The 23,565-nt window shown below is 41.5% G+C and carries 29 protein-coding genes; 9 read left to right on the top strand and 20 right to left on the bottom strand.

The annotated features are described in order from the left end of the window. Positions 1 to 51: 51 nt before the first annotated feature. Both NKMY2_RS10915 and NKMY2_RS08335 read left to right on the top strand, forming a co-directional pair. Entirely contained in the window at positions 52 to 351 is a 300-nt protein-coding gene (locus NKMY2_RS10915; protein WP_042686995.1) for a hypothetical protein, read from the top strand. Next, positions 320 to 706 carry a response regulator transcription factor gene (locus NKMY2_RS08335; RefSeq protein ID WP_238549814.1) on the top strand — a complete coding sequence of 129 codons (387 nt, stop codon included), beginning with the start codon at positions 320 to 322 and terminating at the stop codon, positions 704 to 706. Before NKMY2_RS10915 ends, NKMY2_RS08335 begins: the two co-directional genes overlap by 32 nt. On the opposite strand, the gene NKMY2_RS10795 is transcribed toward NKMY2_RS08335, so the two are convergent. Next, positions 707 to 871, bottom strand: coding sequence for a hypothetical protein (locus NKMY2_RS10795; RefSeq protein ID WP_157832504.1), 165 nt, complete (start codon positions 869 to 871; stop codon positions 707 to 709). Positions 872 to 1,389: 518 nt separating this feature from the next. Here NKMY2_RS10795 and NKMY2_RS08330 point away from each other — a divergent pair. Further along, the gene (locus NKMY2_RS08330; protein WP_042687372.1) at positions 1,390 to 2,349 is read left to right on the top strand and encodes an MBL fold metallo-hydrolase RNA specificity domain-containing protein; all 960 of its coding nucleotides are present in this window, start codon (positions 1,390 to 1,392) and stop codon (positions 2,347 to 2,349) included. Between the two features lie 42 nt (positions 2,350 to 2,391). Then, the gene (locus tag NKMY2_RS08325; RefSeq protein WP_042686991.1) at positions 2,392 to 2,946 is read left to right on the top strand and encodes a hemerythrin domain-containing protein; all 555 of its coding nucleotides are present in this window, start codon (positions 2,392 to 2,394) and stop codon (positions 2,944 to 2,946) included. A 53-nt stretch (positions 2,947 to 2,999) separates the two neighbouring features. On the opposite strand, the gene NKMY2_RS10330 is transcribed toward NKMY2_RS08325, so the two are convergent. The 8 genes from NKMY2_RS10330 to uvrB all read right to left on the bottom strand — a co-directional run bounded on the left by NKMY2_RS10330 (position 3,000) and on the right by uvrB (position 12,302). After that, positions 3,000 to 3,551 carry a cupredoxin domain-containing protein gene (locus NKMY2_RS10330; protein ID WP_052347666.1) on the bottom strand — a complete coding sequence of 184 codons (552 nt, stop codon included), beginning with the start codon at positions 3,549 to 3,551 and terminating at the stop codon, positions 3,000 to 3,002. A 204-nt stretch (positions 3,552 to 3,755) separates the two neighbouring features. Continuing rightward, on the bottom strand, positions 3,756 to 4,436 hold the full coding sequence (locus NKMY2_RS08315) for a hypothetical protein (RefSeq protein ID WP_042686988.1): 681 nt from the start codon (positions 4,434 to 4,436) through the stop codon (positions 3,756 to 3,758). A 51-nt stretch (positions 4,437 to 4,487) separates the two neighbouring features. Next, the gene (locus tag NKMY2_RS08310) at positions 4,488 to 4,817 is read right to left on the bottom strand and encodes a hypothetical protein (protein ID WP_042686986.1); all 330 of its coding nucleotides are present in this window, start codon (positions 4,815 to 4,817) and stop codon (positions 4,488 to 4,490) included. 107 nt (positions 4,818 to 4,924) lie between these two features. After that, the gene (gene uvrC / locus NKMY2_RS08305; protein ID WP_042686984.1) at positions 4,925 to 6,508 is read right to left on the bottom strand and encodes an excinuclease ABC subunit UvrC; all 1,584 of its coding nucleotides are present in this window, start codon (positions 6,506 to 6,508) and stop codon (positions 4,925 to 4,927) included. Then, positions 6,505 to 9,312 (bottom strand): excinuclease ABC subunit UvrA, encoded by a 2,808-nt coding sequence (gene uvrA, locus NKMY2_RS08300; RefSeq protein ID WP_042687367.1) that lies wholly within the window; start codon positions 9,310 to 9,312, stop codon positions 6,505 to 6,507. The genes uvrC and uvrA overlap by 4 nt, the downstream gene beginning before the upstream one ends. 51 nt (positions 9,313 to 9,363) lie before the next feature. After that, positions 9,364 to 9,744, bottom strand: coding sequence for a hypothetical protein (locus NKMY2_RS08295; protein ID WP_042686982.1), 381 nt, complete (start codon positions 9,742 to 9,744; stop codon positions 9,364 to 9,366). 50 nt (positions 9,745 to 9,794) lie between these two features. Continuing rightward, positions 9,795 to 9,995: a hypothetical protein gene (locus tag NKMY2_RS08290; RefSeq protein ID WP_042686980.1), complete on the bottom strand. Its 201-nt coding sequence runs from the start codon at positions 9,993 to 9,995 to the stop codon at positions 9,795 to 9,797. Positions 9,996 to 10,367: 372 nt separating this feature from the next. Next, positions 10,368 to 12,302, bottom strand: a complete 1,935-nt coding sequence (gene uvrB, locus NKMY2_RS08285) for an excinuclease ABC subunit UvrB (RefSeq protein WP_177316545.1) — start codon at positions 12,300 to 12,302, stop codon at positions 10,368 to 10,370. A 144-nt stretch (positions 12,303 to 12,446) separates the two neighbouring features. Between uvrB and NKMY2_RS08280 the strand changes: the two genes are divergently transcribed. Next, positions 12,447 to 13,121, top strand: a complete 675-nt coding sequence (locus tag NKMY2_RS08280; protein ID WP_157832503.1) for a hypothetical protein — start codon at positions 12,447 to 12,449, stop codon at positions 13,119 to 13,121. Here NKMY2_RS08280 and NKMY2_RS08275 read toward each other — a convergent pair whose 3' ends face one another. The 7 genes from NKMY2_RS08275 to speB all read right to left on the bottom strand — a co-directional run bounded on the left by NKMY2_RS08275 (position 13,122) and on the right by speB (position 18,106). Next, a complete protein-coding gene (locus tag NKMY2_RS08275; protein ID WP_042686974.1) occupies positions 13,122 to 13,754 on the bottom strand; it encodes a pyridoxamine 5'-phosphate oxidase family protein in 633 nt (210 codons plus the stop codon). It abuts the gene before it with no gap. Positions 13,755 to 13,868: 114 nt separating this feature from the next. Further along, complete coding sequence (locus NKMY2_RS08270) at positions 13,869 to 14,276, bottom strand: hypothetical protein (protein WP_042686972.1); 408 nt, start codon at positions 14,274 to 14,276, stop codon at positions 13,869 to 13,871. A gap of 89 nt (positions 14,277 to 14,365) precedes the next feature. Further along, on the bottom strand, positions 14,366 to 14,875 hold the full coding sequence (locus tag NKMY2_RS08265; RefSeq protein ID WP_042686970.1) for a hypothetical protein: 510 nt from the start codon (positions 14,873 to 14,875) through the stop codon (positions 14,366 to 14,368). Beyond that, on the bottom strand, positions 14,872 to 15,069 hold the full coding sequence (locus NKMY2_RS08260) for a hypothetical protein (RefSeq protein ID WP_042686967.1): 198 nt from the start codon (positions 15,067 to 15,069) through the stop codon (positions 14,872 to 14,874). The genes NKMY2_RS08265 and NKMY2_RS08260 overlap by 4 nt, the downstream gene beginning before the upstream one ends. Continuing rightward, on the bottom strand, positions 15,069 to 16,172 hold the full coding sequence (locus NKMY2_RS08255; RefSeq protein ID WP_042686965.1) for an LLM class flavin-dependent oxidoreductase: 1,104 nt from the start codon (positions 16,170 to 16,172) through the stop codon (positions 15,069 to 15,071). Before NKMY2_RS08255 ends, NKMY2_RS08260 begins: the two co-directional genes overlap by 1 nt. Before the next feature lie 76 nt (positions 16,173 to 16,248). After that, positions 16,249 to 17,193, bottom strand: coding sequence for an iron-containing alcohol dehydrogenase (locus NKMY2_RS08250; protein WP_042686963.1), 945 nt, complete (start codon positions 17,191 to 17,193; stop codon positions 16,249 to 16,251). 25 nt (positions 17,194 to 17,218) lie between these two features. Further along, positions 17,219 to 18,106 carry an agmatinase gene (speB, locus tag NKMY2_RS08245; RefSeq protein ID WP_238549813.1) on the bottom strand — a complete coding sequence of 296 codons (888 nt, stop codon included), beginning with the start codon at positions 18,104 to 18,106 and terminating at the stop codon, positions 17,219 to 17,221. 94 nt (positions 18,107 to 18,200) lie between these two features. Here speB and NKMY2_RS08240 point away from each other — a divergent pair, with 94 nt between their 5' ends. Then, a complete protein-coding gene (locus NKMY2_RS08240; RefSeq protein WP_042686962.1) occupies positions 18,201 to 19,472 on the top strand; it encodes a glycerate kinase type-2 family protein in 1,272 nt (423 codons plus the stop codon). Here NKMY2_RS08240 and NKMY2_RS08235 read toward each other — a convergent pair. Continuing rightward, positions 19,467 to 19,847: a hypothetical protein gene (locus tag NKMY2_RS08235; protein ID WP_042686961.1), complete on the bottom strand. Its 381-nt coding sequence runs from the start codon at positions 19,845 to 19,847 to the stop codon at positions 19,467 to 19,469. The genes NKMY2_RS08240 and NKMY2_RS08235 overlap by 6 nt on opposite strands. A 76-nt stretch (positions 19,848 to 19,923) precedes the next feature. On the opposite strand from NKMY2_RS08235, the gene NKMY2_RS08230 reads away from it, so the two are divergent. Beyond that, positions 19,924 to 20,130, top strand: coding sequence for a hypothetical protein (locus NKMY2_RS08230; RefSeq protein ID WP_042687362.1), 207 nt, complete (start codon positions 19,924 to 19,926; stop codon positions 20,128 to 20,130). On the opposite strand, the gene NKMY2_RS08225 is transcribed toward NKMY2_RS08230, so the two are convergent. Both NKMY2_RS08225 and NKMY2_RS08220 read right to left on the bottom strand, forming a co-directional pair. Next, positions 20,127 to 20,306: a hypothetical protein gene (locus NKMY2_RS08225; RefSeq protein WP_157832502.1), complete on the bottom strand. Its 180-nt coding sequence runs from the start codon at positions 20,304 to 20,306 to the stop codon at positions 20,127 to 20,129. The two genes, NKMY2_RS08230 and NKMY2_RS08225, sit on opposite strands and share 4 nt — an antisense overlap. 36 nt (positions 20,307 to 20,342) lie before the next feature. Beyond that, the gene (locus NKMY2_RS08220; protein ID WP_042687359.1) at positions 20,343 to 21,509 is read right to left on the bottom strand and encodes a citrate/2-methylcitrate synthase; all 1,167 of its coding nucleotides are present in this window, start codon (positions 21,507 to 21,509) and stop codon (positions 20,343 to 20,345) included. A 299-nt stretch (positions 21,510 to 21,808) separates the two neighbouring features. Here NKMY2_RS08220 and NKMY2_RS08215 point away from each other — a divergent pair, with 299 nt between their 5' ends. Both NKMY2_RS08215 and NKMY2_RS08210 read left to right on the top strand, forming a co-directional pair. Beyond that, positions 21,809 to 22,021 carry a hypothetical protein gene (locus tag NKMY2_RS08215; RefSeq protein ID WP_052347663.1) on the top strand — a complete coding sequence of 71 codons (213 nt, stop codon included), beginning with the start codon at positions 21,809 to 21,811 and terminating at the stop codon, positions 22,019 to 22,021. 46 nt (positions 22,022 to 22,067) lie between these two features. After that, positions 22,068 to 23,087 (top strand): DHHA1 domain-containing protein, encoded by a 1,020-nt coding sequence (locus NKMY2_RS08210; protein ID WP_052347661.1) that lies wholly within the window; start codon positions 22,068 to 22,070, stop codon positions 23,085 to 23,087. On the opposite strand, the gene NKMY2_RS08205 is transcribed toward NKMY2_RS08210, so the two are convergent. Further along, positions 23,074 to 23,535 carry a RidA family protein gene (locus NKMY2_RS08205; protein WP_042686959.1) on the bottom strand — a complete coding sequence of 154 codons (462 nt, stop codon included), beginning with the start codon at positions 23,533 to 23,535 and terminating at the stop codon, positions 23,074 to 23,076. The two genes, NKMY2_RS08210 and NKMY2_RS08205, sit on opposite strands and share 14 nt — an antisense overlap. Positions 23,536 to 23,565 lie beyond the last annotated feature (30 nt).

The following is a 23,565-nucleotide window of genomic DNA, read 5'->3' as shown; positions in this document are numbered from 1 at the left end:
CAATACTGGGCACAACAGTTTAATACAATTTTGACATTTCCAAAAGTGGTAATGAGCTTTCACATCGTATCTGGTAATGAGGAATTTCTAATACATGACTGGCCTGATTCACACCTGGAAATTGCTCGTGCTGCAAAAACGAAGTCAAAAAAATGCGATGTATTGCCTGCCTACCAAATACCTAAAAATCAGGGCAAGAATGATGCTTTTAATCAAATTGGAAACATGATGTGTCATATGTTGAAAACTAATGATAATAACTTGATAAAATATGGGCAACAAACCCGCCTCCCCGCAAATGTGCTGACGAGGCAATTCCGTGCCTTCGACATATTCTCAAAAGTCATTTGAAATGATAACTGCCATAGTAATAGATGATGATGTTGACACCGTGGATGTTTTTTGTGACTACTTGGAGATTGTGAATGTCAAAGTTATAGGAAGAGGGCATAATGGGAAAGAGGCGGTGGAACTATACCGAAAACATAACCCTGATGTGGTATTTTTGGATCTGATGATGCCTGATTATGACGGATTTTATGCGCTAGAAAACATTAGAAAAATAAGCCCTGCCGCTAAGGTTGTCGTTGTAACTGCTGATCTGCGTAGAGAAACTGCGGATAAGCTCAGTATTCTAAAGCCTACTGAGATCTTCATAAAGCCATATGATATTAACAAGATTTCAGAACTATTGGCAAAACTCTAGTTACTGCATGATTCTTTCAATCTTGTTTAATGCCGTCTCTATTCTTTTGATTTCGGGATTCAGCTTTTCATCTGCAGCTTGATGTTTTATTATTTTTAATGACGTGCTTATCACGAATAATGGATCCCGTAGTTCTGTGAGTTTTTCTGATTCAATTTGAGCCATTTTTGATCTACTATTCGTCTATTTCATATAAAAGACTGCTCTGCCAAAGCTGGAAATGTGTGCGGAAAGAGACGGATGTTTTTCCGAAGATCTGTATTTGTAGCATACCTGCAGCATCTGATTTTGCATTTTGTACAAAAATTGACTGAATATTTGTATGCAATTTAACAAAAAATACCTGTAATTCTTTTGTTTTATTTGATATTTGTGATTATATTAAACAAATTTTTATTATTTATGTGATCTTCATTAAATATGATAATCGTGTATAGTATACAATTCGAAAAAGTAAGAGAACGATGTGTCCAAAAATCTCTTAACTAGTTGCGAGTATCGCTCGTAATTCTCTTGCGTCTTGACACAAAGGTGTCATTTCGAATCCTAGTTAAGGACTGGACACTCCCTATCTCGTTTTTCTTTTTTTGTGCAGTTTTTGTTATTTGTTTTGTCAACATCGGATCAATACTGAAATTTAAATCAGATAGGATTGGCGCAATCTTGTCTTGTACAAGGTTTTGATGACGAAAAATGGAATTGCCTGCCGTAATAGCAGGATGATTGTAAACTTGGATCCAAAATCTTCCGTCGAAAATAACATAAATTTTGTATCGCATGCACATTCGGATCATCTGCCTAATGGAAAAAATGGCATAATCTTGGCAACAAAGGAGACTAAGGAAATAGCAAACATTAGAGGCAGAGAACTAACAAACCATGTTGAATATCTCGATAATTTTGCACTGTATGATAGCGGACACATACTTGGGGCAAGAAGCCTGCTTTTTGATGACGTGTTTTACACCGGGGATATCTGCACCCGGGATCGAGGCTTTCTCAAGGCTGCAACAATACCAAAATGTAAGACTTTGATAACTGAGTGTACTTTTGGCAAACCCGAATTTGTCTTCCCAAGGCTAGATGAGACGATTAAAAAAGTAAACGAGTTGATCTCAGAATTGTATAACAAAGGAAAACCGGTCATACTGCTTGGATACCAGCTTGGAAAGGCACAAACCCTATCCCATCTTTTTGGCCATTGGGATCCCGTGTATTATCATGATTCAGTCAAAGAAATGAACGACCTGCACAGAAAATTAGGAATTGACATTAAACCAGGACTTGGACACACTGAAGCTGCCTCAAAAGGATTGCTTGAGAAAAAACCATGGGTTATGGTTGCACCGCTAATGTCTGAAAGTAACCAATTCATTAAAGACATGAAATCAAAGTATGGTGCAGTTACAATAGGATTTAGTGGCTGGGCAAAATCTGGTCTTTCTTATGGTCGGAAAAATGACTATTCAATGCCGCTAAGCGATCATTGTGACTATGATGAATTAATCGACTTGGTAAAAAGGACAGGTGCAGAAAAAATCTACACCGTACATGGTTTTGTCGAAGAATTTGCGGCGGATTTGGTAAAAATGGGGTTTGACGCACAGCCATTGCGTGAAAACTCACTAGACGAATTTCTGTAGTTCAAATTAGATTTAAATTCCATATGAATTTCGAATCATATTGTGTCTACTGCGTCATTAAGGAAGGATCACGACCTAATTGAAAAAGTGATAAAATCAATGGAAGTAACGCTGCAATTATTAAAAAATGGAAAAACCATACCTGAATCAATACTTTTACCTGTGATTGATTTTTCCAAGAACTTTACCGATGTATGTCACCATGGAAAGGAGGAAGAATCTCTTTTCCCAGCACTGGAACAGACAGGAATGCCACGCAACATGGGGCCAATTGCCGTCATGCTAATGGAACATCAAATGACAAGGCAAATCGCAGACAGGATGGAAGAGTCTGCAAAAGAATACCTTGGGACTGGCTCCTCTACCAAGCTTGCATCTGATATCGGCGAATACATTGAGCACATATCTGCGCACCTGTGGAAGGAAAATAACCGACTGTTTATGATGGCTGAAATGCGACTACAGGGAAACTCTGATCAAGTGAACAACAGCCTAGATGAAGTTGAAAAACTAAAGCTTGAAAAAATTGGTAAAAATCGCGTCGACTATGAAAATCTAGTACATCAACTGGCACAAGATGTTTCTAAAATAATCTGATCTTTTCAGTTGTTCAAAAATTAAGAAAAATAATGAATTTGATGCAGAAATGTCTACTCTACTGTGACGTTTCCTGTCATCCATGGATGAACAACGCAGAAGTAATCATAACTTCCTTCTTCGTCAAACGTATGCTCAAATGTCTTTCCTGCCATGAGAATACTGCTGTCGAATACGCCGTCTGGTCCATCTGATGCTGTTCCACTAGTTACTGTATGTGCCGCTGTATCATCATTTGTCCATGTTACAGTGCCATCTACACTAACTGTTACCATGCTTGGCATGAAACATTCATCATTCTCTTCACATCCTGGAAGTGAAGATCCTTTTGGAATTGATACGTCAACTGCTGATGGTGCAGATGGTTCTTCTTCCATCGGAGCTTCCTCAACTGGAGTTGGCTCTTCTTCCACTATTGCTTCCTCAACTGGAGCTGGAGCCGGAGTTGGTACTGGAACCGGCATCGGTGCTGGAGCCGGAGTTGGTACTGGAACCGGCATCGGTGCTGGAGTTGATTCCATAGATGCAAAAGACCCTGCAATTGCAACAAATACGATAGTTATTCCTACCGCTAGAGCAATGCCAAATTTGTCTGAGGCTGTCATGTCGCTTGTGATTGTTCTAGGCTAAATAAAGCTAATTACAAGTTTGACTTATACTAGATTAAAAAACACTCGTTGCAACGAATGTGATAATACTGGAGGCCTCAGAAAAAAGAAAAAGCATTCCCGTTATTGAATTTTTAAAGGTTGGATCAATCGTGACTATTGCCAACATCACAATACTTTGCGCCTTCTTGTTTGCATATTCTATTCTAACTTAAAATCAAACTGTTCTGTATGGTGAAATGATTGTATTTTTTGGGGATTTAGCAGACGAATTTGCCTTACAAATCGTGTTAAATTGTCAAATATCTGTCCAAAGTATTCTTTGGGGTTTTCTACCGTGACCTGATATTTTGGAGGGGTTTTCGGCCCTTTGAAACCTCTGATCGTAAAGTCAAGGGTGATTTTATGATCTGTGATGTTAAGGATTTTTCCATGAGTTACCTTGTTTCGTAATGTTTGCAATTCCCACAACGTACTGTCTGTCGCATCAAAATGTCCTTGATCTGTCTTTACGTGTCTGGGTTTCGTTTCTGAACTTGGTTGTTGGTGTGTCGGAACTGAAAAATATTTTGCAATGGTATCTTTTACTTGTTTTTGAACTCCTACATTGCCTAGTTTTTTTCGTATTCCGTGGATGTAAAAGACGTTTTCCTTATCAAACAAATCGAACCTATCATTTATCTCAATTTTGATCATATCTATGACGCTTGACGAAAAAAACAAAAATGCATCAATATTTGCCTCGAGCAAAAAATGCTCAAAACTATTTTCTTTTGGTATTGACGGCGTAACCTTACCAAGAAAATGCCTTGCGATCGTGAGTCTGTTATCTACTGGATCGCAAATGATGTCTCTTGTAACGTCTTCTGGAATATGATCCATTTTTGCATTATTGTAGTTTTTACTTGTTAAAGTTATTTTTGATTGACATGGCTAAAACGTAAAGCCATTTCTTAGCATCACTTGCAGGTCTTCTTTAACATTATAGTCATCTAGTGTGAGCTTGAGATTTTCAAGCAGTGTCTCGATTATTACGCATTGATTTTTTGAAAACTGGTAATAGCATCCCAAAACATCTTCGTATGTTTTTGCATTCTTGTACGTGGACCAAAAATTATCCGACATTATTTGATAATTGTACAAAAAATTCCTAATTGGCTCTTGAACGTTTGCAGAAGAATCATATCGTAGCAAATTGACTAGCAGCTCCTCGAGTCTTCCATCTAGGTTTGCTTCAAAAATGGACTTGTAAACATTTGACACTGCCAGATCTATTCCTTGGCGTCAAAAGAAGATAAAATTATCCCGCGGAAATGTAAACGAATGTTTATTGTACTGTGGTGTGATTGGACAGATTTACTTTCTAATGACTACTCGTGCTTTATTTTACGCAATGCTCTGTTGTATGCGACTCCAAACCTATGTGCTTCGTCTCGTGCAAACTGCAGTATTTTAAGGGCTTGGCTGGTTTTTGAAATTATGATTGGCTCTTTTTGAGATGGGATGTATATCTCCTCATTTTCTTTTGCAAGTGATGCACATGGGGTTTTCAATCCAAGGCTTTGCAATGCAGATAGCGCAGCACTTAGTTGCCCCTTTCCACCGTCTATCAAAACAAGATCTGGCAATTGTGCTTTTTCGCTGTCAAGTCTGAGGTATCTGCGCTTTACAATTTCATTGATCATTGCAAAGTCGTCTCTACCTGCGATGGTCTTAATCCTAAACTTCCTATATCCTGACTTGTCGGGCCTGCCATTGACAAATCTTGACATTGATCCTACTGCATAATCTGTGCCGTGGTTTGATATGTCGAAGCATTCTATGGTGTTTGGAATCTCATGCAGTCTGAGCCTTTCTTTTATCTCAATTAGCGCAGGATCTGAGCCTTTTGACTGGATCACATCTATGTTTCTTAAAATCAAATCTATCATCTCTTTCCTTTTGCCGGATGCTGGAGAAATGATTTTTACTTGATGATTGGATTTTTTTGAAAACAACTGCTCAAGCAGTCTTGCGTTTTCTGGTATCTCATTCACTATTATGTGAGGTGGTATCTGATTTGTCGTATAATACTGGTGCAGAAAATTTGAAAATGAATTGTCCCCAACTAGATCAAAGGAAAATTTGTTGCTGTCGCGAATCACACCGTTTGTCTTTCTAAATGTCATGACTAGGACACTTTGTTCCATCGTTCTGGTCCCGAAATATTCTTCGTCAGAGTCTCTCACATTTTCCATTTTTTGCCTAGTTCCAAGGCTTCCAAGCCTCTGAAGAGTGTCTCGTATCTCTCTTGCACGCTCAAACTGCAGACGTTCTGATGCGTCTATCATTTCGGATTCCAGTTTTTTAACAAACAACTGTGGGTCGCGACCTTTCAGGACCGATTCCAAGTTTGAAACGTGTTTTTCATACCTTTCCTGTGCCTCTTTGAATTGGCACGGGGCCTCACAGTTTCCCAAGTGGTACTCAAGGCATGCCTTTTTTGGAAGTCTCTTGCAGATGCGAATTTGAAATGCCTTTCGAAGAGAGCCAATTGTTAGGAGTTTTGAGCTGCCTTGTGTGAACGGGCCGAAAATTTTTCCGTCTCCAAGGAATTTTCCGGCACGAGTTCTTCGTGCCACTAAAAGTCTTGGATATTTTTCGTTTGTCAGTCTAAGGTATGTGTATCTTTGCTGGTCTTTGAGCTCGATATTGTACACTGGGCGGTACTGCTTTATCATATTTGATTCAAGCAAGAACGCCTCACTTTCATTGTCCGTTAATACGAACTCCACATCTGAAATCTTTTCAACTAGTTTCTGCGTCTTGTAGTTTTGGTTTTTTACAAAATAAGAGCGGACTCTGTTTTTTAGATTTTTTGCTTTTCCGATATAGATTATCTTTCCATTGGAATCCTTCATCAGGTAGATTCCAGGGTGCGATGGGATGGCTGTCTTTTTGATATTAAATGTCAATTTGCTAGGATCTTCTTTAGGTACTGCCCTGTGTAGCTTTTCGGGTTGCTTGCAACCTGTGCAGGCGTTCCAGTGGCTACTATCTGTCCGCCCTTGTCTCCTCCTTCTGGTCCCAAATCAATTATCCAATCCGAGTTTTTTATGACGTCCATATTGTGCTCTATTACGACTACTGTGTTTCCAAGGTTCACTAGCCTGTTTAGGACATCGAGGAGTTTTTGAACATCTGCAAAGTGAAGCCCAGTCGTAGGCTCGTCCAAAATGTACATGGTCTGCCCGGTTCCCCTTTTTGCAAGCTCTGATGCAAGCTTTACTCTTTGGGCCTCTCCTCCTGAAAGCGTAGTTGAGGATTGCCCCAGTTTGATATAGCCAAGCCCGACGTCGTAAATTGTCTGCAAAATACGCCTAATCGAAGGGATGTTTTCAAAAAATGACAATGCCTCTTCGACTGTCATATCCAAAACGTCTGATACGTTTTTGCCCTTGTACAAAACTGAGAGTGTCTCAGAATTGTAGCGCTTTCCCTTGCATTCGTCGCACCGTACATACACATCTGAGAGAAACTGCATCTCTATTTTTTTGACGCCGTCTCCTTCACAGGCAAAGCACCTTCCATCTGCAACGTTAAATGAAAACTGTCCTGGCGCATATCCTCGCTCTTTTGCAGTCTCTGTATTTGCAAACAAGTCTCGTATGTGGGTAAACACACCGACATATGTTGCTGGATTTGATCTCGGGGTTCTTCCTATTGGGGACTGGTCTATCGCAATCACCTTGTCAATGTTTTCGGTTCCCTTTATGGAGTCGTGCTTTCCGGGCTTTTCGTTGGCCTTGTAAAAATGAGATGCAAGTGCCTTTAGCAAAATCTCATTTACAAGTGTGGATTTGCCTGATCCTGACACACCGGTTACTGTTACCAAATATCCAAGCGGAATTTCCACCTTGATTTTTTTGAGATTGTTTTCCGCAGCCCCGTTGATTGTGATTTTGCCTTTCTGATTGCGTATCTTGTTTGCAAGTCTGATCAGGCTCTTGTCTTTGAGGTAGTCGCCAGTTACCGACTTGTGGTTGTTAAGAATCTGTGCTACTGTTCCCTCAAAGACTACGCTTCCTCCGTGAATCCCAGCCCCTGGCCCTAGGTCTACTATCCAGTCTGCGTTTCGGATCACCTCCTCGTCGTGCTCTACTACGATTATGGTGTTTCCAAGATCACGAAGCTTGACGAGCGTTTTGATTAGTCTTGCATTGTCCCTTTGGTGAAGGCCGATTGTCGGCTCGTCAAGAACGTACAGCACGCCTGTGAGATTTGAGCCTATTTGCGTGGCCAGCCTTATTCGCTGCGATTCCCCTCCAGACAGAGTCGAGCTCTGCCTGTTTAGTGTAAGATAGTTTAGCCCTACGTTTTTTAAAAATTCCAACCTCTCTATGATTTCCTTTAAGATGTCTTTTGCAATGTATTTCTCAGTCTCTGTCAGCTTGATGTTTTTGAAAAAGTCATAGCATTCGTCAATTGACAAATCGCACACTTCGCTAATGCCTGTGCCGTTTACCTTGACTGCAAGCGCCTCTGGTCTGAGCTTTTTTCCCTTACACTCACTACACGGCGTGTCTCTCATGAACTGCTTTAGCCACTCTCTTTTTGACTCTGAATCCGTCTCCATAAATGCGCGCTGCAGGTTGTTTAGCACTCCCTCAAAGGAGTTGGTGTGCTGCCAGAAAGAGTCGCTAGTCTTTGACTCGTACTGGAAGTGAATCATCTGGTCTGTCCCATACAGGATTACTTTGAGCTGCTCTGGCTTCATCTTGTTCATAGGCGTTAGCAGGTCAAATCCAATTTTTTTCCCGACTGCGCGAAGCTCTTGCCTTCTAAACGATGAGAACCTCCCGCTCCATGGGACGATTGCCCCGTCAAGAATTGACTTTGTCATGTCTGGGATCACCAAGTCTGCATCAAACTCCATCTTTACCCCAAGCCCGTTGCATGCCTTGCATGATCCAAATGGCGAGTTGAACGAAAATGATCTCGGCTCTATCTCTCCTATCGTTATGCCGCAGTATGGGCAGGCGTTGTTTTGAGAAAACATTTTCTCGTCTTTGTCTGAGGCGATGAGGACGTATCCCTTTGCCGCCTTTAGCGCAGTCTGTATTGCCTCAAAGAGCCTGCTTTTTTCTGCCTTTGATGATTTTAGCCTGTCTACTACGATTTCGATATTGTGCCATTTCTGCCTGTCTATCTTTGGGATTTCGTCCTCAAGTAGAACTATCTGTCCGTCTACGCGCGCACGCGAGTATCCGTCTTTTTTCATCTGCTCAAATAATTTCTCATAGGTTCCCTTTTTTCTCTGAATCAGTGGCGCAAGAACCAAAACCTGTTTCTCGTCAAAATCCTTGAAAATTGACTCGCAAATCGATTCAATTGACTGGTTTGAAATTTTTCTTCCGCACTTTGTGCAGTGTGGAATCCCGATTCTGGCGTACAGCAACCTCAGATAATCATAGATTTCAGTAGTGGTGCCGACAGTCGAACGCGGGTTCTTCGACGTGGTCTTTTGCTGAATTGAAATCGCAGGCGACAATCCCTCTATTGAATCCACGTCTGGTTTGTCCATCATTTCCAAGAACTGTCTTGCGTACGCAGAAAGTGACTCGACATACCTTCTCTGGCCTTCGGCATAAATTGTATCAAACGCCAGCGTGGACTTGCCAGAGCCTGACAGGCCGCTGATTATGACAAGCTTGTTTTTTGGTATCTCCAAATTCAGGTTCTTTAGGTTGTGGTGTCGCGCGCCTCGAATCTTTAGCATGTCTATTCTTTTTGAAAGTTCCAATTCAGAATTAGTTCTCTTTAAAGTCTATTAAATGGATGCGGCTTTGCTGAACTGGGTATTTAATTTTTTATTTCCTTCAGTATCGATCCATGTTAAAGAATGATCATCATTGATGATTATCTTGTTCTCGCATACTAGATGAGCGATTATCGTGTTGAGAATGGGTGCTTTCATACTCCCTTTTAATTCCCGTAATAGGTGGGATCTTGAATTAAATTCAATGTGCTCTTTGAAGAGATCTTCGACTTTTAGTATGCTGTTCAGCGTGGTATTGTTTTTTCCCGCAAGTTCTTTTACTAATCTGTCTAGTTTGGTTTTCTTTCTCTCAATTAGGGTTTGTAAAAACTCGTCGTGCCTGATGGCTGAGTGTGAGCCGCTCTTCGTTCTTTCTTTGGACGCTGTTGGCATACTAATTAGTTATGTACTTATTAGTATATAACGTTCTCGTATGGTGCCTATTAGTGGGATTTTTTCTTAAAGTACCCAAATCGCTTGTTATACTCATCATGCGACAATAATTCTAAGAAAAGCGCCTCTTTGCCGTCTGGCAGAGATCTTCTTACTGTGTAGATCAAACGGTGACCATCAGGCATGTCAAAATGATACAGCAGTTGGATGTTATACTTGGTAATGTAATATTTTGGAATGGTGTCTCTCATGGTGTGCACCTAATGGCATATCTGAGTTTTCTAATCTGTGTTTCACATTGTTGATTGCTTCTAGCATGGCTTTGTTTTTCTGTTTGTTTGCCATGTTGTGCATATGTTGGTACAAAGTCATCTGAGTGTGCTAGTACTCGCAACGTATTACTGTCATGTCTGTATCTAATAAAGTGGCTTGATCAACGATTGATGCCATTGTGAAATTACAATTAAAAATTTAGTTCATTTTCGTATTGACCTGTAAATTTTAAATCGTCTTTAATGTACGCAATCCTGATTCAAACTAGTCCAATTGTGACTAATCTTGGAAAAATATCGTCATGAGAAACGTTTTGTTAAAAACACTGAAAATTATTTCGTTTCTTTAGTTTATCGTTCATTTTTCTTTTCCATCTCCACCTGAATTCGTCGTAATCTGTCTCTGCATTCTATTGCCTTTTCAAAGTCGAGATCTACTGCATATTTTTTCATCTGCGCCTCTATCTCTATGCTTTCTTTTCTAAGATCGTGCGGTGATTTGTTTTTAATGTCATCAAGTGTCGCGACTTGTTCTGGAATTGACTTTATTATTGTCTTTGGAGTTATCTTGTGCGTCTTGTTGTACTCTATCTGCTTGTTTCTTCTTCGCTCTGTCTCCTCTAGTGCAGATTTGATTGATTTTGTAATGGTGTCTGCATACAAGATGGCAGTGCCGTGCACGTTTCTTGCGGCCCTGCCAAAGGTCTGAATCAGGCTGGTGTTGTTTCTCAAAAACCCCTCCTTGTCTGCGTCAAGTATTGCTACAAGCGATACCTCCGGTATATCGAGTCCCTCTCTTAGGAGATTTATGCCGACTAGTACGTCAAAGTCGCCAAGCCTTAGCTGTCTTATCAGTTCTGTTCGCTGCAACCCTTCTATTTCCGAGTGCAAGTATCTCACCCGAACGTCTTTTTTTGCCAAATACTCTGCCAAATCTTCGGCCATTCTTTTTGTAAGCGTAGTCACTAGCACGCGCTCGCCGTTTTCTGTCCTCTTGCTGATTTCTGAAATCAGGTCATCCATCTGGTTCTTTGTCGGCCTTACCTCTACTACTGGATCCAAAAGCCCAGTTGGACGCACGAGCTGTTCTGCAATCTGAAATGATTTTTTCCTTTCATATTCTGACGGCGTGGCAGATACGAAGATGCAGTTTCTGATGTATTGCTCAAACTCTTCGAATTTTAACGGCCTGTTGTCAAACGCACTTGGCAGCCTAAAGCCATAGTCTATTAGTGATTTTTTTCTTGTGTGATCTCCTGCATACATTCCGTGGAGCTGCGGTATCGTTACATGCGACTCGTCAATTACCAGCAAAAAGTCGTCACCAAAGAAATCCAAAAGGCAAAACGCTTTTTCTCCCGCCTTTCTTCCGTCAAAATGCCTTGAATAGTTCTCAATTCCAGAACAGTATCCTAGTTCCTCGATCATTTCAAGATCAAACTTTGTCCTCATCTCTAGTCTCTGCCTTTCAAGCTCGTTTAGCTGAGTCAACCTGACTTTTAGTTCGTCTTTGATTGACTTGACTGCTTTCTGCCTGACATCGCTTGCAACCAGATAGTGCTTTGCGGGAAATATCTTGATGAGGTTTGTTTTTCCTTTCTCACTTAATGAGATGTGGTCCAAAACGGAAATTCTCTCCACCTCGTCACCAAATAATGAAATTCTTATCATGTCCTCAGAATATGCCGGAATTATGTCGATGGTGTCGCCCTTTACTCTGAAATTGCCAGGGGCCATCTCTGTATCGTTGCGCTCGTATCTTGCGTTGATGAGGCTTCTTATCAGTTCAGAGCGCTCTATGTTCTGGCCAGCCGTTACGGTTATTGCCATTTTTTCCCATTCTCCAGGCGAGCCAAGCGAATAGATGCATGATACTGTGGCTACAATTATTGTCGGCTCGCCTGAAAGCAGCATCGCAGTTGCCTCCAGCCTCATTTTTTCGATTTTTTCGTTAATCTGAGTGTCTTTTTCTATGTATGTGTCAGTCTGGGGGAGATAGCTTTCCGGCTGATAGTAATCGTAATAGCTTACAAAATAACCGACATTGTTTTTTGGGAAGAACTGCTTTAGCTCAGAGTAAAGCTGCGCCGCAAGTGTTTTATTGTGCGATATGACAAGTGTGTTCTTTCCAGTCTGGGCAATTACGTTTGCAACGGTAAACGTTTTGCCGCTGCCTGTGACTCCAAGCAGTGTCTGGATCTTCTTTTTTTTGACTCCGTCTATAATTTTTGCAATCGCCTGCGGCTGGTCTCCTGTGGGCTCAAAGTCTGATACTAATTGATACATGTGTACTTGTTGCAACAGATCCGATCGTATTTTGCGAAATTTAAAGCAATGGTGATTGTGTAATGCTGCACGGGATGATCCGTAGTTGATCACTGATGAATCATACGTCTATCTTTTAAGCAAAACTCCAAAGATGTGCCTTGATTGCAAATACGTAATAATCCTCACCTGATCGGCGTTTGCTCAATTGTGGCAGTATCGGTAATTGCGTTCTGGGGATTTGGACTGGCAGAAAAAATAATGCCGCAAGAACACATCCCCCAAATTACGGATGCACTGTTTGATAATTCCCCCGAACCTGTGGCCCAAAGCCCAATTATATCGTCAGCGTCTGCTGACGTGGAATCAAAAAGCGCATCAGAGACAATGCCTGAAAAAAAGCATGCCGCGGTTGAAAAAATCCTCAAACCTGTTCTGCGCCTCGAATCCCTTGAAAAAAGAGAATTCTATCTGAGTATGAGTGGGACATATTATGCAGGATCCCCAAGCGCATCAAAACCTGCAAGCCTTGAGATGAAAATTCGTCCCGTTCTAGGTACAAATTTAGAGAATTTTGAGGTGGTTGAGGCAAAAATGATGTTTAATAATTCGGGAATTCCAATTGCTCAGCCGTCAATTACGATAACTGGAAACGACGTGTTTCTGACCTTCGTATCTGACACTGTCGGTTCCTTTGTAATTAGAGGAACACTTGACGAATCTATTCTCTCAGACAAAAACGACAAGCAAACAATTGTAATTGATGATCAGCTGTTCTATCTTGCGCAAAAAGATATGCCGTATCATATTGACATGACTGGAATTATGTCTAGCTCATAATTACCAGTTTGGCTCGTCTACCATCTTTGCGCCGCTTTCAGTAATCTCAAAGCCCATGATTCGTAATGTTTCTCTTGAGGTGGGGGAATTTCGCTCTAGTATTTTTCCTGCAATGTGGCTTCGGGTGCCTTTGTCCATGTGCTGGCCAATCTTGTACTTTCCGCGCATTGTGTGCGGAACTATCTTAATTATTGCAACCTCGTTTACTACTTCCATGTCTCGTGTGAGTTTTTCATATCTTCCCTCTGGCTGGTATTTTTCCATCAATCCGTTTAGTGCCAGCGTTTTTTCGTCCTTGTCTGAAACGATTACCCCCTTTCCCTTGATCACCACGCTGATGTACAGCGTATCTGCCTGTGATGCGTCAGTTGGGTGTGTAAAATATGATGGCAAAAATTCTAGTTCTCTGTCTACCTCAAAGCCTACCTTGTCGTTTGATTTTATGTTTTCAAGCTTTTCGCCTCTTGTGTGCGAGTGCATATAGATTGCGTCGTTTAGAAAGATAAAGTTCATCGGGATTATCTGAGGAAACCCGTCTTTGTCAATTGAGCAGACCCGTCCCACATGCTCTTGGTTTAGGAACTCGGCTATCTTTTGTTTTGACTTTATCTCCAGTCTTCCCAACAACTGCATAGGAAAAACTATGATTTATTGTAATTAAATACAATCGTTTTACATTTGGCCTGAAAAAACACCAAATTTGAGCCTGAAAAATCCTGATCTAAAGTTTTAAAATAAATTCTGGCTCTATGAATAGGCCCATTCGTAAATTGAAAATGTCAGCCCTTCTTCTTCTGAAGAGTTTACTATTTTCTTTTCAAAGACAATTCTGTAAATTACGCTATCGTCATTTATTATGTTGAGTCCGGGCTCTGATTCTTTGCTTGACATCTCCTCTGAGAGAACGTCGAGCAATACGTTTGAGAGACTATCCAAATCTTTTTTTGCGTGCGCCGTGTCCTTTTGCAGATAAAACACCACATTTACGGAGAGAGGCTTTCCCTTGCATCGCTCCCTGACATTGCCGATGTTTTTCCCAAGCTTTGTCTCGACTGCATTGCGGATCTTCTTTTTATCTTCCTTTGCGTTTTTGCCAGCAGTTGCAGGAACAAAGCCTCTTACTTGGACGTTCTGTAGCAGTATGTCTCCTTTCATGAGACCTCTGGATTCTGTCTGAATTTAAGCCAAGCCTGCAAACAAAATCTGATTCAAAAGCTTGTCTTTTTGAATTAGGGCCGGACATTCTAAAATTTGATCGGCCTTTGCTTAAAGTGAATCAAAGTCTCGTTTGCCCCGTCAAGCAGTCTTTCTATTCCCGGCGTCCTGTCCTTGTTTTCAGAAATTTTCTTTTTTAACACGTTGAGATGGTGTATGTTCTGCTTGAGGATCTTGCCTCTTTTGGTTTTTGATAATTCCGAGTCCTTTAGGATCTTAAGTGTCGCCGATATTTCGCACAGTTTGATCAAAATTGATTCCCATGGAGCGTCTTGTAGCTGCTTGATGTACTGCTCCTCCTGCCTTTGTCTTGGCAGGGAAAAATCCTTTGATATTGAGGTGACAACTGTCGCTATCTCGCGCCCAAATCTTGCGTGTATCTCATCAAAGCTTGAATTTGCATAGCACAAAAAGGCGCAGCAAAGTATCTGCTCGTCGTTTACGCCAATTGACTTTAGCCTAAACACGATGCTCTTGCAAAAATCAATGTCTGCATTTTTGGCCCTTGCAAATGCTTCTGCCGATTCTATTAGGCTCATTGTCTTGTGCAGGCGCACCTGACCCAGACTACTTTGAACTTTCCTTCGGATTTTACGTTGTGGGATATTGGCTTTTGGCAGTGCCTGCACTCTGTAAATCCGTGATACTCGTCGACTGGAACTGTAAACACGTCCCAGCATTTTTTTACATCATTCCAGACTGTGGACTCGATAGTCTTTGGGGTTTCTGGCATTACTTGTTGTGTTTTTCTTTAAAGTATGGCATCACTTTTGATGCAAACTTGTCAATAGAGCCAAAATAATTGGAGCCCCAGAATCGTATCACAAAGTGATTTACTCCTGCCTTTCGGAATCGCTCAAAGACTGGAATCACGTCATCTGGCGTCCCGACAGCGACAGATGATCTTGCAACAGAGTCTGGAATTGTAGTTGCTCCCTCTCGCATCTTTACAATCCAGTCCTGGTTTGACATGGAGTATTCTGTGAAGTATTTCTTAAAGTCAAATCCCTCAATTTCTTTTATCCCGTGAACTCGCAGCACTTCTGGTTTGAACAAGCTTACTTTGACTGCCTCTTTCATTTTTGCCCATGACTCTTCTGCGTCATCTGAAAAGTAAACATCGATGTCTAGCGCATATTGGAAATTGTCCTGATCTTCTTTGCTTCTGTTGTTTTCTTTCATCGAGTCCTTGATTGTCTTTGCATGGTCTTCAAATAGCTCCGGAGTGTATCCTATGGGTAACCATCCGTCGCCGTACTTGCCTGTCATCTTTAGTGTTCGCTGTCCGCCTGCTGCCATGTATATCGGTGGGTGTGGTTTTCTGATTGGTTTTGCCTGAAGGCACGCTTTAGTTAATTGATAGTACTTGCCGTTAAAGTCTACCGTGTTCTCAGGGCTTGAACCAAACAAGAGCTTGATTACTTGTAGCTGTTCTTCCCACTTGCTAACTGGATTGTCAAACGGTATGTTGAATTCTTTTAAATTTTGAGCTTCGCCTGCACCTATTCCAAGTGTGGCTCTTCCCTTTGATACTCTGTCAAGCGTGATTGATGCAAGCGCAATGTTTGATGGGTGTCTTCTAATTGCGTCAGTGACACATGTGCCAAGTTCCACATGTCTTGTTGTTGCAGCTATTGCAGAAAGCATGACCCATGGGTCGTTTACTATTGCCTTTGTCCACTGGGGCACATTGGAGTGGTCCATGTACCAAATAGAGTCATAACCTGTTCTGTCTGCAAGTAAGCAAGCAGTTAGGATCTGGTCTTCGCTAAATCCTGCTCTTGCAACATTGAGCCCGTTTTGAATTCCGAACTTCAGCATCTTTTTTCTGGTCATATTTTGCGGTATTTAAGTTTAGTAAAATGTGCGATTTCTGCACCGTGCAATAAAAGAGAAAAGAGAGGAAAAAATTCTAGAGTCTTCCTTCGACGATGTCCTTTAGACACTGGATGACATCTTGCTTTGTTACCGGTCTTGGGTTTGGATCCAAATGGCCCTTGTCTGTCATGACCGTGTCTGCTGCCTGGTCAAGTGGCGCCTTTAGGGACATTCTGTCAAACTTTAGCTTTTCAATTACCTCTTTGAATTGCTCGTAAAAGATTGACTTGTTGAACTTGTGTGCTACTGTGGTGCATGACGAAAGGGAATAGCCGTGAGCAACGCCCTCATTTGAAAAGACGTATGACAAAGCATGGCCTAGCGTCGTGGAGCAATTACCAAATCCTATTCCAGATAGCATTGAGCCATACGGATAGTTTTCTGGCTTGTTGTTGATTATTGCGTCGTACAAAACCTCGAAGGCCTGCTTGCACATCGTTCGTGTGAACTCGTTTCCAAGCTTGCTGTCGTACCCTTCAGTTGCCTGTGCACATGCGTCGCAAACGGAATTTTTGACAATTTGTTCTGGAGTTCCCTCCATAAAGTATGCGTCAACTATCGCTCTGTCTGCAAGGAACCTGTCCTCTCGCAAGAGCTTTTTCTTTCCGTCAAACTTTAGAACGCAATATGTGGTCATTTCCGCACCCGTTCCAAATGTTGTCGGGATGAGTGTTTTCTCAAGTTTCATTTCAGCTGCCGAATATTTTGCAACATCGAGTGAGCTTCCGCCGCCCAGCCCAATTATGCAAGACGGATTCTTTGCCTTGTATTCTGAGATGACCTGGTTTACAGTCTCAATTGACGGTTCTGGCTCAACCTTGTCGTACAACATGTAATCCTGAATTCCCATTTTTGCCAACCATTTTGATGATATTGGCGGAGGGGCAGTTGTAATCACGAGTGCGTTTTTTGGATATTCTGCTTCTGATAATGCGTCTTTGCCAAACTGAATAATTTTTGGAATTTTTACTGTGTGCATATTTTGTGGTGTATTCAAATACTAATTATACTTTACAGGAGGAAACAACTTCCCCAATAATTCTTGATGCCAGGTGCGACGTTTGGTTGTTTAGGTCGTGCTTTGGGCAGACCTCCATGATGTCAAACCCAGCCATTCCCCTTTGAACAATTTTCTTGACTAGGTGCATGGCGTCTCGGCTCTCAATTCCTATTGGCACTGGAACTGAGACTCCTGGGGCGTATGCTGGATCTAGGCAATCCATGTCAAATGATATGTAGACATTTTCCTTTATTGTGTCTAGGACTGTTTTTGAGATTTCCATCATGCCTTGCTCTACTACGTCAAATGGCGTGATTACCTTGAGGCTGTGTTTTTTTATGTTGGCAATCTCCTCTGTTTCTGGACTTCGAATGCCGATCTGTATGCTTGATTTTACGTCGATATAGTCCAAAGAATCCGTGATGACTGAGCCGTAATAGTTCCTAGTGTGGGATACAAAGTCCGGATGGGCATCAAAATAAACCAGAGAGACAGGACCGTGTTTTTTTGCCATTGCCTTTAAAATTGGCGTGGTGTTGGAATGATCCCCTCCAATCGCAATTGGGATTTTTGAGGATGATAAAATTTTATCAAATGCCTGCGGAATCTGCCGTTTTTTGATATTCCCATAATCGTGGACTCTCGTGTCTTGGAGGCCGTTTGTTGTGAGGGCAAGACACTGGAGTTTTTTTTCATAGTATATGTCCCGCTCATTTGAAATCCTTCGTATCCTGTCTGGGGCCTTTGAGGCGCCTGACCATATCGAGTGGGATCCCGTCTCATCGGGTATTCCTAATATGACAATATCCGACTCTTCAAAACCTGCCGTGTTTGCCCAGCAGATTTTTTTGATTGCTTTCTTTGTTTTAACCAACTCTGGTGCATTGTGCATATTGGGAGTTGGAAAATAACTCTTTCTACAAACTTCACAAAATACTGATTATCATAGGTGATCTTAAATGATCTAATGCGGACTCAAAAGATGTTTGATTCAAAACAAGCAGGCGATCTATGGCAAAAAGACGCAAAACGCACTTGGCATTCTAGAGGCTGGATTGCAATCTGCATTGCCTGAAAACTTGCTTACCGGCATGATTACAAAAAATAAACTGCGCATTGGAAACAGATCGTATAATCTGTCAAAGTATGATAAAATCTATGTAGTGGCAGTAGGCAAGGCGGCAGATTCGATGGCAAAACTGGTTCACTCAAAAATAAATCTAGAGCGAGGAATAATTGTAGTTCCTCAAAATCACAAGCCAGTGTTTTGTAACAAAAAATTTAAAATTTGTCGCGCAGGCCATCCGATACCAAACAAATCAAGCGTGGTTGCGGCAAAATCCGTCCTAGCACTATTGAAAAATGCCAAAAAAGGGGACCTTGTAATTTTCCTGATTTCTGGCGGCGCATCTGCCCTGCTTTGCCTGCCTGACGGAATATCTTTGGCGCAAAAACAGCAAATGACAAAACTTCTTCTCAGATGTGGCGCCTCAATTGGCGAAATCAATAGCATTCGCAAGCACCTTTCTATGATAAAGGGCGGAAAATTGGTCCAAAATCTACCCTGTCCGGCAGTTTCGCTGGTAATGTCAGACGTGGTGGGAAACAATCTTGCCTCGATTGCGTCTGGCCTTACGTACTTTGACGATTCGACATTTTCTGATTGCATGAGAGTTATTAAAAAATATGGATTGGAGGGAAAAACGCCCCCGTCTGTTTTGAGGCGGATAAGACTTGGCATGACGGGGGAAATAGATGAGACTCCAAAAAAACCGGCAATCCCAAATTTTATCGTTGCAACAAACAAAAACTGCGTTGATGCGATGGCAAAGAAAGCAGCAAGTCTTGGCTACAGAACAAAAACACTCACTCCGATTTCAGGCGATGTAAAAAGTGTGGCAAAAAGAATTTTGAAAATCTTTTCAAATGCAAAAAAATCCTGCCTTGTTTTTGGCGGGGAACCGACTGTCAAAGTTACTGGCAGTGGCAGGGGTGGCAGAAATCAGGAATTGGTTTTACGGATATTGAAAGATCTAAAAGACCCTTCAGTTGTAGTTGCATCTGTTGGCACTGATGGAATTGATGGCAATACAAAATACGCTGGGGCTATTTTTGATTTTATTCCAGACCGTAATGAAATACAAAACTACCTGGATAATAACAACTCGAACGCATTTTTTAAAAAACACAACCGACTGATTCTGACTGGGCCAACTCACACAAATCTGATGGATGTTGGGCTGATCATGAGATCATAGGAATTTTGATGCGCTGTTATCTGCGGCGTTAATTTTTTCATAGATGAACTTGAGGTTTCTCTGCGTGCCGAGCTGATTTATGAATCCTTTTTTATGCTCTAGCATCTGGTCGCCTGATTTTGCATCGGAAGAAAGATGATTGATCATTTCATCTGAATCTAGCATGATCCTCACAGTGTCTCCGTTTTTTATTATGAAAACGCCAATTGACCAAAACAGTCCTACGTGCAGTGCAATGTACTTTGATTGAATATTTGTAACCTTGTCAAGATAGATATCTGCGTGGTCTCGAAACTGATCTCTTTGATCATTTTCTGTTTTGATCGTCCATGAGATCCTCTTTGCATTTCCGTCCGAATACAAAAGGTGCTCCATGGTCAATCAAAAAGGCGTTTTTAGTCTATATAATTTGAATTCAGGTCTGAATAATCAATCTGAAAATAAAGTCTTGATGCAAAGATCCTTTGCCTTCTTTACGAAAATGGTCGATGAACTAGTTGAGTTTTCAGATACTGATCCTGAGCTTGCGGAGGGCATAAAATGGCTTGACACGCAAGCGCAAAAGAAAGGAATCACATTTTATGAAATGGTGTTCCAAGTGCTTTACAAACACGACATCAATGCAAGGGCACAACAGTGGCTTAACTCTAGGAACTAGTCTTTTAGTAGCTCGCTTGCCTTTCTGAATTCTACTTTGTGTTTTCCTGGAATGATTTTACTGCGCGGCTCAATTCTTGGTTTTGACGATTTCTTCTTTTTTGCCTGAACGCTCTTTTTTGCCTGACTGCGCTTTTTTACCTTCTTACCGTAATCCTCCCACTTGATCCAGACCAACAATTACTCTACTTGGAAACTAGGATTAATGATTTCTCACTGTCTCAAGTCTAGCTGTTTGTACTCGCAACCTTGCGGGCCGCAGTATTTTCCGACATAGTTTGCCTTTGGCCTGTATAGCACCGGTTTTGGAGCAGCTCGCGCAAACTTTTCCTCAATTACATGTGCTGCCCATCCTGCAACGCGTGATATGGCAAAAATGGGCGTGTTGAGATCAGGCGGTATTTTGAGCATGTAGTACAGTGACGCACTGTACAGGTCCACGTTTGGATAGATGTCTATTCCTTTTTGTTTTTTCATTTCTCTGATTGTCACCTCTTCTACTTTTTCTGTTATGTCGTACCATGGCTGCCCTGTCTTCTTTGCCAGTTTCTTTGAAAGTTCTTTGAGCACTTGGGCGCGTGGATCATATGTTTTGTAAACTGCGTGGCCCATTCCCATGATTTTCTCGCTTTTTGCCAGTCTTTCTTTTACCCATGACTCTGCATTGTCAACTGTTTTGATATCAAGCAGCATCTTCATGACCTCGTGGTTTGCTCCTCCGTGGAGGGGACCGCTCAGTGCCCCTATTGCCGCACTTATTGCCGAATACATGTGGGCGCCAGTTGATGCAACCTCGCGCGCGGCAAACGTTGATGCATTAAACGTGTGATCTGCATGCAATATCAGGCAAATGTCAAAAATTCTCTCAGTTTCCTGATCAGGCTTTTCGCCAACAAGCATGTTCAAAAAGTTTCCAGCATGGCTTAGCCTTGGGTCTGGATCTACAATGTCTTTGCCAGTCCTTACCCGCTCCCAGCTTGCCACGATGGTCGGCATTTTTGTAATCAGGTTGATTGCGCTTTGATAATTGATTTCTTCCTCGCTTTCTCCATTGTCGTCATAGTATCCTGCAAGTGCAACCACGAATGCCTGTAGCATTACCATCGGATCTGCGTTTTTTCTCCAGTTTCTCATGTTTGACTGCATTTGCCTTGGCATGTCGCGTGCATCAACTAGTCTTTGCACAAACTCCTCAAAATCTGCCTTTGTTGGAAGATCGTCATTTAACAGCAAATAAGCTGTTTCCTCAAATGTTGAGTTCTTTGTTAAATCTAAAATGTCATATCCTCGATAAATCAACTTGCCCCTGTCGCCATCGATGTCTGAAATTTTGGTGTCTGCAATCTCGACATCTCTTAACCCTATGTTTTTTGTCTCCAATTTGGTATTTTTTGCTTGAAAATTGCCTATTAAGTTTTGCACCGCATGATCCTCTGTAAGATGTCTGCAAAGTCAGACGTGTGCTGTAAAAAATTGTTTGTGCTTATAACATGAACAAAAAATAATGAATGATTGCAGGCAAATACCGTTTGTGAAAATAAGGACAAAAATTCTTCTGATTTCGTCAATACTGGTACCTTATTTGCGGCTAAAAATTTAATCCGAACTAGCTCTTTATTGCTGCGCTAAATTTAGCAATTAGTCTAATATGGTAAAGCTTGCCACTATAGGCGTATTTTTTGATTGTAATCATGACTCAAGTCGAGCGCAAATACATGCAACAAGTAGATGATTTCATACTTGGAGCCTCACCTGAGGTCCTTTCAAAGTTGGCAGAAATTGACAAGAAAACTCAACTTGAAGGATTGACGTTTTATGATGTGTATTCTGCACTGTCTGATGAAGACCGAAAACAAATTTTGGTTAGAAACATCCAAAACAAAAAAGACTAGTTGGTTTTCCTTTTTGATTTAAATAAGGTAGCTAAAGAGTGCGAATGTGACTGCTGCTAAAAAGACAAAAACTGTAAAAAAACCGAGAACCAAAGTGATTTGTCTTTCTCACATGGAAGATGCAGACGGCATATGTGCTGCAGCACTTGTACGCGAAGCACATGGTGGAGACTCAGTCCTAGTTGATTATCCTGGAATGATGCCTGCATTAGAAATGGTCGCACAAGATGAAAAACTAAAAACTCTGATTATCTGTGACGTGGGGCTTGCCAAAAATAATCAGGAGAAATTTGTAGACATTCTGTCTGGTCTTAGAAAAAAAAGAGTCTCAATTACATACATTGATCATCATGACATTGATCCCGAAATAGTGAAAAAACTAGAGAAGGCAAAAATCAAAGTAATACATGACACAAACGAGTGCACCACAGTCCAAGTCTATGATGCATACAAATCAAAGTTGTCAGATCATTCTTCGTTTATCGCAGCATGTGCTGCAATAACTGATTACATGGAGGATAGGCCAAAGGGTGCCAAGCTTCTGCAAATCTATGACAGACAGTTTGCACTGATCTCTGCAACCGTTCTCACATACAACATAGTTGGACACCAAAAGGATCCTGACTACTTGCTGTATCTAGTTGAGGTTCTAAGTGAATCAAAATATCCGCATGAGATTCCAAATTCGTTTGAATTTGCACAAATCCAGGTTGAAAAGCTTGCAGGGATGATTGCAAAGGTCAAAAAGTCGCTAAAAACAATGAAGAACCTTGGATACATGGAGATTTTGGATGCAGGTGCAAGCGGTGCAGTTAACTTCGTTTTGGGACTTTCAGGAAAAGAGGTCGGTGTGGCATACAAGGAGCGTGTCGATCATGGCATCTATGCAGTATCCATCCGTGGCTCCAAGTCGTGCAAGATACACCTTGGAAGACTGGTAAACTCGCTTGCCGCAGAATTTGGAGGCTCTGGCGGAGGACATGATAAGGCATGTGGAGCGGTTATTCCAAAAGCAAAGATTCTCGCATTTGTAAAGGAACTTAACTCAAGACTCAATCAGAAGTAAATTCTACAATCATATCTATTTCGACAGTGGAATTTAGGGGAAGACTTGATACTCCAACTGCAATTCTTGAATGCTTGCCTTTCTCACCAAAGATTTCAAAGAACAAATCTGATGCTGCGTTTATTATTTTGGGATGTTCTGTAAAGTCGCCTGCCGAATTTACAAATCCTGACACTCGAACAATTTTTGATATTCTGTCCAGACTGCCAAGATTTGCCTTTAGCTGTGACAAAATATTGATTGCGCAAATCCTTGCTGCACTCTGCGCCTCTTCTGGAGTTCTTTCGGTTGGAACCTTTCCAGTGTATGCAACTTTGCCTTCTTGCATTGGGATTTGTCCTGAAACAAACGCCAAATTTCCTGATACTACGACTGGTATGTATGATCCTGCAGGTTTTGGCGGTACTGGTAATGTTATTCCAAGTGACTTTAATTTCTCGTCGATCACAAGTACTGTCCTCTGTCTTGGTTTTTTAAT

Origin of the sequence: Candidatus Nitrosotenuis chungbukensis, assembly GCF_000685395.1 — an archaeon.
In the GTDB taxonomy this organism is placed as follows: domain Archaea; phylum Thermoproteota; class Nitrososphaeria; order Nitrososphaerales; family Nitrosopumilaceae; genus Nitrosotenuis; species Nitrosotenuis chungbukensis.
The sequence above is the reverse complement of the archived record's forward strand: the minus strand, read 5'-3'. Positions and strand labels throughout refer to the sequence as shown.

Coding starts and splice junctions, on each gene's coding strand:
- NKMY2_RS10915 (WP_042686995.1), top strand. CDS start 52: ATGAGCTTTCACATCGTATCTGGTAATGAGGAATTTCTAATACATGAC.
- NKMY2_RS10795 (WP_157832504.1), bottom strand. CDS start 871: ATGGCTCAAATTGAATCAGAAAAACTCACAGAACTACGGGATCCATTA.
- NKMY2_RS08330 (WP_042687372.1), top strand. CDS start 1,390: ATGACGAAAAATGGAATTGCCTGCCGTAATAGCAGGATGATTGTAAAC.
- NKMY2_RS10330 (WP_052347666.1), bottom strand. CDS start 3,551: ATGACAGCCTCAGACAAATTTGGCATTGCTCTAGCGGTAGGAATAACT.
- NKMY2_RS08315 (WP_042686988.1), bottom strand. CDS start 4,436: ATGGATCATATTCCAGAAGACGTTACAAGAGACATCATTTGCGATCCA.
- uvrA (WP_042687367.1), bottom strand. CDS start 9,312: ATGCTAAAGATTCGAGGCGCGCGACACCACAACCTAAAGAACCTGAAT.
- NKMY2_RS08295 (WP_042686982.1), bottom strand. CDS start 9,744: ATGCCAACAGCGTCCAAAGAAAGAACGAAGAGCGGCTCACACTCAGCC.
- NKMY2_RS08290 (WP_042686980.1), bottom strand. CDS start 9,995: ATGAGAGACACCATTCCAAAATATTACATTACCAAGTATAACATCCAA.
- uvrB (WP_177316545.1), bottom strand. CDS start 12,302: ATGTATCAATTAGTATCAGACTTTGAGCCCACAGGAGACCAGCCGCAG.
- NKMY2_RS08275 (WP_042686974.1), bottom strand. CDS start 13,754: ATGCAGTTGTTGGGAAGACTGGAGATAAAGTCAAAACAAAAGATAGCC.
- NKMY2_RS08270 (WP_042686972.1), bottom strand. CDS start 14,276: ATGAAAGGAGACATACTGCTACAGAACGTCCAAGTAAGAGGCTTTGTT.
- NKMY2_RS08265 (WP_042686970.1), bottom strand. CDS start 14,875: ATGAGCCTAATAGAATCGGCAGAAGCATTTGCAAGGGCCAAAAATGCA.
- NKMY2_RS08260 (WP_042686967.1), bottom strand. CDS start 15,069: ATGCCAGAAACCCCAAAGACTATCGAGTCCACAGTCTGGAATGATGTA.
- NKMY2_RS08255 (WP_042686965.1), bottom strand. CDS start 16,172: ATGACCAGAAAAAAGATGCTGAAGTTCGGAATTCAAAACGGGCTCAAT.
- NKMY2_RS08250 (WP_042686963.1), bottom strand. CDS start 17,193: ATGCACACAGTAAAAATTCCAAAAATTATTCAGTTTGGCAAAGACGCA.
- speB (WP_238549813.1), bottom strand. CDS start 18,106: ATGCACAATGCACCAGAGTTGGTTAAAACAAAGAAAGCAATCAAAAAA.
- NKMY2_RS08235 (WP_042686961.1), bottom strand. CDS start 19,847: ATGGAGCACCTTTTGTATTCGGACGGAAATGCAAAGAGGATCTCATGG.
- NKMY2_RS08230 (WP_042687362.1), top strand. CDS start 19,924: ATGCAAAGATCCTTTGCCTTCTTTACGAAAATGGTCGATGAACTAGTT.